The sequence below is a fragment of the Telluria sp. PB2R4 genome (genome assembly GCF_059685695.1).
Window position 1 is genome coordinate 97038 of record NZ_JCASIC010000014.1, and the last position, 10529, is coordinate 107566.

Genomic DNA, 10529 nt, shown 5'->3' on the forward strand with positions numbered 1-10529 from the left:
GTTCAGGTACGTGCCAAATTCGATAATTGCTTGGCCGCTGCCTTGCTATCTGTTCGTGCACGCACTAAATTCGTCAAATTTCAACAGCGGCTAGGAGGGACTGGCCGCGGCGCTTACAATGCGGGCATGGAGAACCCGTCTACAGAAACAAGCGAAACCGGCAGCCACGCCCACCCGTACGCACGGCTCGACCCGCAAGCGGTGCTCGAGGCGGTCGAGAGCGTCGGGCTGTATGCCGACGGGCGCCTGCTGGCGCTGAACAGCTACGAGAACCGCGTCTACCAGGTCGGCCTGGAAGAGGGCGCGCCGGTGGTCGTCAAGTTCTATCGGCCGGAGCGCTGGAGCGACGAGGCCATCCTTGAAGAGCACGCTTTCGTGGCCGAGCTGGCGGAGCGCGAGATCCCGGTGGTGCCGGCAAGCGAGATCGCCGGGCGCACACTGCACACCTTCGCCGGCTACCGTTTCTCGGTGTTCCCGCGCCGCGGCGGACGCGCGCCGGAGCTGGGCGACTCCGCCACCCTCGAATGGATCGGGCGCTTCATCGGCCGCATCCATGCGGTCGGCGCGCTCAAACCCTTCCAGCACCGGCCCGCGCTGAATCCGCAGACCTTCGGGCGCGACCCCTTCGACTACCTGCTCAACCAGGGTTTCATCCCGCCGGAGCTGGCCACGACCTGGGCCAGCGTGGTCGAGCAGGCGCTGGAGGGCGTAGCGCGCTGCTACGAGCGCGCCGGCGACCTGCCGTCGCTGCGCCTGCACGGGGACTGCCACGGCGGCAACGTCCTGTGGACACCCGACGGCCCGCACTTCGTCGATTTCGACGACAGCCGCATGGGGCCGGCGGTGCAGGACCTGTGGATGCTGCTCTCCGGCGAACGCCAGGAAATGGTGGGGCAGATGGCCGACGTGCTGGCCGGCTACGAGGATTTCTGCGAATTCCACCCGCGCCAGCTTTACCTGGTCGAGGCGCTGCGCACCCTGCGCCTGATCCATTATTCGGCCTGGCTGGCGATGCGCTGGGACGACCCGGCCTTCCCGGCGGCTTTCCCATGGTTCAACACGCAGCGCTACTGGCAAGACCGCATCCTCGAGCTGCGTGAGCAGGTGGCGCTGATGGATGAGCCCCCGCTGTGGCCCGTATAACAGGAATTGGCCCCGTTTCGCCGTCCAGTTCGGCGTGACGCGTCCGGGCGAATTGCCGGATAATTGCCTGGACGCCGCCTGCCTTCGAGAACACCATGGAACCCATCAAGCCCGAGCACGATAAGTACGACGACAGCGACTTCCCGATCGACCTCTCCCATGCGGGGAGTGTCGTACCGCAGGGCCGCGCGCCGATGGAGATGCGCGACATCCACGAAGCCATTGCCCGCGTCGAAGCCGAAGCCAAGGCCAATGTGGCGGCCGAGAGCCGGGTCCACGCCGAGGCGCGCGCCCGTTCGCTGGCCGAGGAGCGCGCCGCGATGGACGCTGCGGCGACCGCGGCGGCGCTGGCCAGCGCCCAGGCCTCGGAAGAGGCGATCGCAGCCGACCGCGACCGGCTGGAATCGCTGCGCGCCGCCGCCCGCGCCTCGAGCGAACGGCTCGAAGCGATCCGTCAGGAGACTGCCGAGCTGCGCGCCCGCGTGCAGCACGAAACCGAGACCCGCATGGCGCTTGAAGCACGCGCCCGTGCGGAGGAAGACGCGCGGCGCCGCGCCGCGGCCCAGGTGGAAGCCCAGGCCGACATGGCGGCCCAGGCCGCGAAGGCGGCCGAGGAGCTGATGCTGCAGACCGAGCAGGCGCGCCTGCAGGCGGCCGAGCGCATGGCGGCGGTGGAAGCGGCCACCGAGGAAGTGCTGCACAACGCCGGCGCCGATGCGCGGGTGGCGATCCTGGCGCGCGAGCGCGAACGGGCCGAGCACGGCGCCCGCCAGACTGCCGAGAAGCTGGTCCAGGCCGAGGCCGAGGCCCTGGAGCTGACCCAGCAGCGCGAGCGCGCCGACGCGCTCGCCCTGGCTGCCGCCTTCGCCCGTGCCGCGGCCGAGGCGAGGGCGTTGGAAGAAGCGCGCGCGCTGGCCCATATCGAACAGGAACGCGAGGCGATCGCGCTGGCCCAGGCCGAGTCCGAGCGCGTCGCGGCCCAGTCGCTGCGCATGCGCCTGCAGACCGAGAAGGAATTGCGCGACGCCGCTACCCACCGCGAGCGCATGGAGCAGATGGCCGCCGCCAGTGCACAGGCGCGGCGCGAGGCCGAGACCCGCATCCTGGCGGCGACCGAGGCCCGCATCGAGGCCGACCGCAAGCTGCGCGACGTGGCTGACGAACGCGCACGGCGCGAGGAAGAGGCGAGCCGGCAGGCGCAGGCCAGGGTGGAAGCCGAGGCGCTCGCCGCCCAGCAGGCGCGCGAGCGCGCCGCGGCCGACGAGGCGCTGGCGCAGGCGGCGCAGCGCGAAGCCGGGGAACAGCAGCGCGAGCGCGCCCTCGCGGAAGAGCGAGCGGCCTTGATGGAAGGCTCCGCCGCGGCCAAGGCCGAGGAGAATGCGCTCGAGGAGACGGCGATGGCCGCGGTGCGCCAGCAGGCCGCGCTTCAGCAGCAGGTTCTGGAAGCCGCCCGGCTGCGCGCCGAGCAGGCCGAGCACCTGGCGCAGGCCGAGCGCGAGCGGCTGGCTGCCGAGCAAACAGCGCTGGCGCGCGAAGAAGAGCGCCTGGAGGCCGAACGCGAATTGACGCGCGCCGCCGAGGCGCGCGCCCAGGCGGAGGCGGACATTGCGGCACAACTCCGCGCGCAGCGCGATGCCGAGCGCCGTCTTGAAGCCGCGCAGCAGGCGGCCCTGGAGGCGCAACGGGCGCAGGCCAGGTCCGCGATCGAGGAAGCCGAACATGCCGAGGCGGCCGCCGCGGCCCAGCGGGCGCAGGCAGGCCGCGCGGCCGAACTGGCCGCGGTGCAGGCCGAGCGCGCCCAGGCCGAGGAACGCCAGCGTGACTTGAGCGCCACCGCGATCGCCGACGAGCGCGCAGCAAGCGAAGCTGCGCGCGAATCGCTGGCGCTGGCCGAGCGCAAGCTGGCGGCGCAGCGCCAGCAGGCCGCGGCCGATGCGCGCGCCAACGAGGCCGCCAGCGCACGGCTGGCGTCGGAACAGGCCGCGGGCCAGGCCGCCCAGGCGCGCGCCGCGGCCGAGGAGGAGCAGGCTCGGCTGGCGCGCGAGCGCGAGCTGCTGGAGCAGGCGGCGCTCCAGGCGGCGGTCGAGAAGCGCGAGGCCCAGCGCGCGCTGCTGGAGCACGCCCAGCGCCACGCCGGGATGCAGCGCAAGGCGGCCGAGGCGACCCAGCGCATGGCCGAGGCGCGCAAGGAGCTGGCAGACCTGGAAGCGCAGCGTGTTGAAGAGCAGTCAGGCGAACTGGCGGCCACCGAGCGCGCGATCGGCGAGCGCAAGGCCGAGGCCGAGCACCGGGTGGCGTCGGTCAACATCACGCGCGAAGTGCTGGGCAGGTTCAAGCAGGCGCCACCGGCGTCGGCGTCGCAGGCGGTGACGCGGCTGGCGGATGTGATTCTGAATCAGAGGAAGAGCGAAGAGTAGACGTGCGTTGGTGATATGCCAGGCATATCACCAACGCTCATTGATACGTCCAGTGTATTACTGCGCGGCCGGCGCCTGGCTCGGCGCCACCGGATTCACCGGCCCGGTACTCGCCTTGGTCGCGAAATACTCGGTCTCGCCAAAGCACGAGGTCGGCACGCCGACGTGCTGCTCGTAGGTGACCTGCACCCGCTGCCCCATCGCATTCTGCAGCTGCTGCACCACCGCGTCGTCGCGCACGGTGAAGGAGAAGCGTTCCGGAATCGCCCCCGGCATGCTCGACAGCAGGATCTCGCCCTCCCAGGTCTTGCACAGCCAGCCCTTCTTCGAGAATTTCTGCAGGTAGCCGGCCCGTTCGCCCTCCGAATACGACCACGTCAGGGTGAACCAGGTGTACAGCCCGAACAGCACGACGAGGGCGGCTAGGGAAGACAGGAGGATGGCGGTAGCGCGTTTCGGCATGGTTGTCGGTTCTACGTGATGGGGTTGTCAGGATGGCAGCTTCAAGGCCGCGCTCATTCTGCCACGGCCGCGCCAAATCGCAAAACGGACATGGAAGCTTCTCAGGACTGCTGCATTCTCCGCCGGTAGCGCACCGACGACCACAGCGACACCAGGATGAAGGCCAGGCCCGACAGCCCGGTGAACCATTCGGGAATGTGATAGTGGACGCTGGCGAACATGATCAGGGCCAGGATCCCGATCGCGTAGTGCGCCCCGTGCTCCAGGAACACGAATTCGTCCAGCGTGCCCTTGTAGACCAGGAACACGGTCATCGAGCGCACGAACATGGCGCCGATCGCCAGGCCCAGCATGATGATCACGACGTCATTGGTGATCGCAAAGGCCCCGATCACCCCGTCGAAGCTGAACGAGGCATCCAGCACCTCCAGGTAGAGAAAGCCGCCGATGCTGCCCTGGGCGATCATCTTGCCGACCGTCGGGTCTTCTTCTTTCTGCTCGAGCAGGCCGCTGAGCCATTGCACGCCGATGTAGATCAGTACGCCGGTGACGCCGGCGACCAGCACCGGCAGCTTGCGCACCTCCGGCATCAGATACATGGCGCCGCAGACGGCCAGCAAGGTCAGCATGATGGCCAGGCCCTCCGAGCCGTACTTGCCGACCTTTTCCTCGATCCAGCCGAGCCAGTGCAGCTCTTTTTCTCCGTCGAACAGGAAGTTCAGGAAAACCAGCAGCAGGAAGGCGCCGCCGAAGGCCGCCACCTCGGCGTGCTTTTCGGTGAGGTGGCGCGAATATTCCTTGGGATTGTCGATCGCCATGTGCCAGACCTCGATCAGGCCGAGCCCGGTCGCTGCCGACACGATGACCAAGGGGAAGATCAGCCGCATGCCGAACACGGCCACCAGGATGCCGACAGTAAGGAACAACTTGCGCCAGAACTCGTTCCAGCCGCGCAGGACGGAAGCGTTGACGACCGCGTTGTCGAAGGAAAGCGACACTTCGAGCACGCCGAGCACTGCCGTGATCCAGAGCGCATGCAACATGCCGGAAATCCCGCGGTGCTCGTAGCCCCACCAGCCGGCCAGGCCCATCAGGATGACCGTTACAGCGATCGACAGCCGGAAATGCCGCATACCATCCCCTGCAGATTAGTCTAGTTAATAGAATACTACCGTTCCGGTCGCGCTTGCGTCGCTACGGATGTCCTTGTTTCGCGGGTTTTCATATCGGTGCCAGCTTGCTTCTGAGATAATTCTGCGCGGCACAAACTTTGCACTCATTTACCTGTATTTCATTGCTCCCGGACTCAAGATGGATTTCGCCTACCTCGTAACACCCGTGCTGACCTGGATGGTTGTCGGCCCGATCAAGTTCCTGATCACCAGCGTGCGCCAGCGCCGCTGGGCCTTCAATTTGGTGGGCAACGGCGGCTTCCCCAGCAACCACAGCTCCGTCGTCACCAGCATGGCCACCCTGATCGCACTGCGCGAAGGAATCGGCCACCCCGCCTTCGGGGTCGCGGTCACCCTGGCCTTCATCGTGATGATCGACGCCAACAGCCTGCGCCAGCACGTCGGCCGCCAGGCCGCGGCGCTCAACAAGCTGGCCTGCGAAACTGTCGGTCACGTCGTCCTGCGCGAGCGCATGGGCCACACCTTGGTCGAGATCGGCGGCGGCATCGCCACCGGCATCGGCATGGGCTTCCTGATCCACGCCATCTTCGGCAGCTGAATTCGCGGCTGGCTTCGGCATCCAGTCGGATGGGGTGAGCCGGGTGGACAAGCCGGACGTCCGCCTGTCCGCGCCGTGGCCAAAAAACCACGCGCTTCAGGCCGGCCGGAATGCAGCTCATCGCCAAATATCGCATTTCATCCCTCGATTTCGGCAGTATGCAGCGTCCTCACTTGAACTTGGTAGCCCCCTACTTGATACTGCGCGCTGGCTGTCTTTATCTGTATTTTTACAAGAATAACCACTGAGTCCATTCTCTGGAGAACCAAATGCTGCGCAAAACACTACTCGTCCTTGCTATCGCCTCGGCACTCGCCGCTTGCAGCAAGGAGGCCAAGGAGCCTGCCAAGCCAGGCGCTGAGACAGCCCAGGCCGGCGGAAAGTCCGATCCGAAGGACAAGCGCCCGACGCAGCTGCAGGTCGCGCCGGAAGACGTGCTGACCGTCCAGAGCGATACCCTGAGCAGCGGCCCGGTCGTCACCGGCTCGATCCAGCCGGAGCGCAAGGCCGACCTGCGCGCCGAGGTCTCGGCCGTGGTGCTGCAGGTACTGAAAGAGAATGGCGAGCCGGTCAAGCGCGGCGACGTGCTGGTGCGCCTCGACGAAACCGCCATCCGCGACAGCCTGGTGTCGGCCAACGAAGCCGTGCGCACCGCCAGCCAGGCCCTCGACCAGGCCAACCGCCAGCTCGAGCGCATGAAGACCCTGCGCGCTTCCGGCATGACCTCGGCCGTCGGCCTGGACGAAGCCGAAGTGCGCCGCAACAGCGCCCAGAGCGAGCTGTCGGCCGCCAAGAGCCGCGCCGCCACCGCACGCCAGATCAGTTCGCGCACCGTGGTGCGCGCGCCCTTCGACGGCATCGTCTCCGAGCGCAAGGTCTCGGCCGGCGATACCGCCAACGTCGGCAAGGAACTGGTCAAGGTCATCGATCCGAACAGCATGCGCTTCGAAGGGCGCGTCCCGGCCGACTCGGTCGGCACCGTGAAGGTGGGCCAGAAGGTCAATTTCCGCGTCAACGGCTACGGCGAGCAGCAGTTCGCCGGCGTCGTGCGGCGCATCGATCCGGCCGCCAACGCCATCACCCGCCAGGTCGAGGTGCTGGTCGAGTTCGCCGACAAGTCGCAGCCGAAGGTGGCCGGCCTGTATGCCGAAGGCCGCATCGACGCCGCCAGCACGAATGCCCTGATGCTGCCGGAAGCGGCAGTGGTGCGCTCGGGCGACAAGGCCTATACCTGGCGCATCAAGGACAAGACCCTGTCCCAGGTCAATCTGGTCGTCGGCGCACGCGACCCGCGCACCGGCAATGTCGAGATCAAGCAAGGGCTGTCCAGCGGCGACATCGTGCTGCGCGCCCCGACCTCGAACCTGAAAGACGGCCAGAAGGTCGAAATGCCCGCCGCCCGTGTTGCCAGCGTAGGCGGCAACAGCGCCGTGCAGGGCAAATAAGGAAAACAAGAAATGTTCCTCTCTAATTTCAGTGTCAAGAAACCGGTCGCCACGGTCGTACTGATCGTGGCGATGATGGCCATGGGCCTGCTGGCCCTGTCCAAGCTGAAGGTCAACCAGAATCCGGACGTCGAAGTGCCGATCATCGTGGTCGACATTCCGTACCCGGGCGCCTCGCCGGAAACCGCCGAGCGCGAGATCACCAACCGCATCGAGAAGCAGATGCTGGCGATCCAGGGCGTCACCGAAGTCAATTCCAATTCCTACGAAGGCGGCGCCTCGATCTGGATGGAATTCGACTTCGACCGCAACCTGATCGAAGCCTCGGACGACGTGCGCAACGCCATCGCCGCAGTGCGCTACAAGCTGCCGGTCGAGATGCGCGAACCGATCCTGCGCCGCATCGACCCGGCCTCCGAGCCGGTGATGTCGCTGGCGCTGTCCTCGAGCTCGCAGAGCCACGCGGAAATCTCGCGCTACGCCGAAGACGTGCTGGCCGATAAATTCCGCGCCATCGACGGCGTCTCGACCGTGAACGTGAACGGCGCCCTGCGCCGCGAACTGTCGGTCCTGCTGCGCGCCGAGAAAATGCGTGAGTTCAACGTGTCGGCCTCGGACGTGACCAACGCCCTGCGCACCCAGAACACCAATGCGCCGGTGGGCAAGCTGCGTAGCGAGCTGGACGAGAAAGGCATCCGCCTGGTCGGCCGCATCGAGCGTCCGGAAGATTTTTCGCAGGTCGTGGTCAAGCGTAACGGCGACCAGATCGTGCGCCTGAACCAGGTGGCCGAGATCAAGGACGGCTACGCCGACATCAACAGCCTGTCGATGCGCAGCGGTAAGCCGAACGTGGGCATCCAGGTGTCGCGTTCGCGTGACGCCTCGACCGTCTCGCTGGCCAAGAAGGTCCACAAGGTGGTCGAAGAGACCCAGAAAGAACTGCCGCCAGGCACCAAGCTGGAAGTCACCCGCGACGGCGGCGAAGACGCCCAGATGAGCCTGAACAACGTGATCGAAGCCCTGGTGCTGGGCGCGATCCTGACCATCTTCGTGGTCTATGCCTTCCTGAATTCCTGGCGTTCGACCCTGATCACCGCGCTGTCGCTGCCGACCTCGGTGCTGGCCGCCTTCATCGCGGTCTGGCTGTGCGGCTTTACCCTGAACTTCATGACCCTGCTCGGCCTGTCGCTCGCCATCGGCGTGCTGATCGACGATGCGATCGTGGTGCGTGAAAACATCGTGCGTCACATGGAACTGGGTTCCGACCGCCGCACTGCGGCCCTGGAGGGCACCGCCGAGATCGGCATGGCCGTGACCGCGACGACCTTGTCGATCATGGCCGTGTTCATCCCGGTCGCCTTCATGCCGGGCATGTCAGGCCAATGGTTCGGTCCGTTCGCGCTGACCGTGACCTGCTCGGTGATCGTGTCGCTGTTCATCTCCTTCACCCTCGACCCGATGCTGTCGGCCTACTGGGGCGACCCGCCAGGCCACCACCATGCCCCGAAGAAGGGCATCGGCAAGGCCCTGGACAAGTTCAACATCTGGTTCGACCACCAGGCCGACCGCTACAGCCGCGTCATCGCCTGGGCGCTGCACCACCGCCGCTGGATGGCCGCGATCGCCATCGCCAGCTTCGTCGGCGCCATTGTCCTGCAAGCCAAGTTCGGCGGTTCGAGCTTCCTGCCGAAGTCCGACCAGGGCACCCTGATGGTCGAGATCCGCGTGCCGGCCTCGTCGAGCGTGGAATATTCGCGCCGCAAGGTCGAAGCGGCGGCCGAACTGGCGCGCGCCATCCCGGAAGTCAAGGACACCAACAGCAACGCCAACACCGGCGGCGGCCGCGTCTATGTCGACATCGGCAAGCGCAGCGAGCGCAAGCGCAGCGGCGCCGAGATCGCGGTCGAACTGCGCGAAAAGGTCGGCCGCCTGGTGGGCGCCGAGTACACCGTGATCGACGACCTGAACGGCGGCGGCAAGCCGGTCCAGATCCAGTTCACCGGCCCGGATTCGCGCAAGCTGATGGAGCTGACCACCGCCTACATGGAAAAGCTGCGCGCCGTGCCGGGCGCGGTCGACGTCACCCTGTCGGAGCAGGACCCGAAGAACGAGCTGCAGATCGTGCTCGACCGCGGCCTGGCCAACGCCATGGGCATTTCCATCAACGACGCCGCCCAATCGCTGCGCGTGGCCTTCGCCGGCATCGAAGTGGGCGACTGGGTCGACCCGAGCAGCGAGACCCGCGACGTCGCCGTGCGCCTGCATCCGGACGACCGCGTCAACACCGACAGCATCGAGCGCCTGCCGATCGCGGTGCAGGGCACCGGCATGATGGTGCCGCTCGAGCAGATCGCCAGCATCACCATGGGCAAGGGCCCGGCAGCCATCCGTCACAAGAACGGCGAGCGGATGATCACCGTGTCGGCCAACGCCCAGGACCGTTCGCCAGGCGAAGTGACGGCCGACGCCATGGCACTGGCCAAGAGCTTCGATTTCCCGCCGGGCTATGGCCTGCAGCTGGGCGGCGCCGGCCAGGACCAGCAGGAAGTGTTCACCGCCATGGCCATCTCGCTGCTCTCCGGTATCGGCCTGATGTACCTGATCCTGGTGATGCAGTTCGGCTCGTTCACCGCACCAATGGGCGTGATGCTGTCGCTGCCGCTGTCCCTGATCGGCGTGGTGCTGGCGCTGCTGCTGACCAACAACACCCTCAACCTGATGAGCCTGATCGGCGTCATCATGCTGATGGGCCTGGTGGCGAAGAATGCCATCCTGCTGCTCGACGCCGCGCGCGTGCTGGAGAAGGAAGGCATGGAACGCGAGGAGGCCCTGATGCAGGCTGGCCGCAAGCGCCTGCGTCCGATCCTGATGACGACCTTCGCGCTGATCGCCGGCATGCTGCCGGTGGCGCTGGCCCTGGGTGACGCCGGCCAGTTCTACCAGCCGCTGGCCATCGCGATCATCGGCGGCGTGATCACGTCGACCTTCCTGACCCTGCTGGTGGTGCCGAGTTTCTACGACAGTATCGAGATCGCCCGCGACCGCATGTTCGCGAAGTTCAACCGCCGCGCGGGCCGCTACAACGTTGCGCTGGCCTTCCTGATGACCTTCGTCGAGGCCATCCTGGCGCTGACCTTCGTGCGCCTGATCTTCCGCATCATCGTGCGCCTCGGCCGCTACGTGAGCGGGCGTGGACGCGGTAGGGTGCAGCCGGCCTGAGCGAATTTCCCGGGCGAGCTTGTCGCCCGCCCCAAAAGCCAGCCTTCGGGCTGGTTTTTTTTCGCCCTTGACCGTCGCGAATGCGCAAATTCCTCAAATACGATTGTGCGTT

7 protein-coding genes are annotated in these 10529 nt (G+C 66.7%); 5 read left to right on the plus strand and 2 right to left on the minus strand.

Annotation, left to right across the window (positions count from 1 at the left end; translation table 11 throughout):
• The first annotated feature begins 126 nt into the window (after positions 1 to 126).
• Together AC56LU_RS20510 and AC56LU_RS20515 are read left to right on the plus strand one after the other, a co-directional pair.
• The gene (locus AC56LU_RS20510) at positions 127 to 1143 is read left to right on the plus strand and encodes a serine/threonine protein kinase (RefSeq protein WP_497177464.1); all 1017 of its coding nucleotides are present in this window, start codon (positions 127 to 129) and stop codon (positions 1141 to 1143) included.
• 95 nt (positions 1144 to 1238) lie between these two features.
• On the plus strand, positions 1239 to 3560 hold the full coding sequence (locus AC56LU_RS20515) for a coiled-coil domain-containing protein (protein WP_497177465.1): 2322 nt from the start codon (positions 1239 to 1241) through the stop codon (positions 3558 to 3560).
• A 57-nt stretch (positions 3561 to 3617) separates the two neighbouring features.
• On the opposite strand, the gene AC56LU_RS20520 is transcribed toward AC56LU_RS20515, so the two are convergent.
• Positions 3618 to 4022, minus strand: a complete 405-nt coding sequence (locus AC56LU_RS20520) for a DUF8785 domain-containing protein (protein WP_497177466.1) — start codon at positions 4020 to 4022, stop codon at positions 3618 to 3620.
• Between the two features lie 101 nt (positions 4023 to 4123).
• Positions 4124 to 5155, minus strand: coding sequence for a DUF475 domain-containing protein (locus AC56LU_RS20525; RefSeq protein ID WP_497177467.1), 1032 nt, complete (start codon positions 5153 to 5155; stop codon positions 4124 to 4126).
• A gap of 178 nt (positions 5156 to 5333) precedes the next feature.
• Between AC56LU_RS20525 and AC56LU_RS20530 the strand changes: the two genes are divergently transcribed.
• From AC56LU_RS20530 to AC56LU_RS20540, 3 genes are all read left to right on the plus strand, one after another.
• On the plus strand, positions 5334 to 5753 hold the full coding sequence (locus AC56LU_RS20530) for a divergent PAP2 family protein (RefSeq protein ID WP_497177468.1): 420 nt from the start codon (positions 5334 to 5336) through the stop codon (positions 5751 to 5753).
• A gap of 269 nt (positions 5754 to 6022) precedes the next feature.
• The gene (locus tag AC56LU_RS20535) at positions 6023 to 7198 is read left to right on the plus strand and encodes an efflux RND transporter periplasmic adaptor subunit (RefSeq protein WP_497177469.1); all 1176 of its coding nucleotides are present in this window, start codon (positions 6023 to 6025) and stop codon (positions 7196 to 7198) included.
• A gap of 12 nt (positions 7199 to 7210) precedes the next feature.
• Positions 7211 to 10417: an efflux RND transporter permease subunit gene (locus AC56LU_RS20540; protein ID WP_497177470.1), complete on the plus strand. Its 3207-nt coding sequence runs from the start codon at positions 7211 to 7213 to the stop codon at positions 10415 to 10417.
• Positions 10418 to 10529 lie beyond the last annotated feature (112 nt).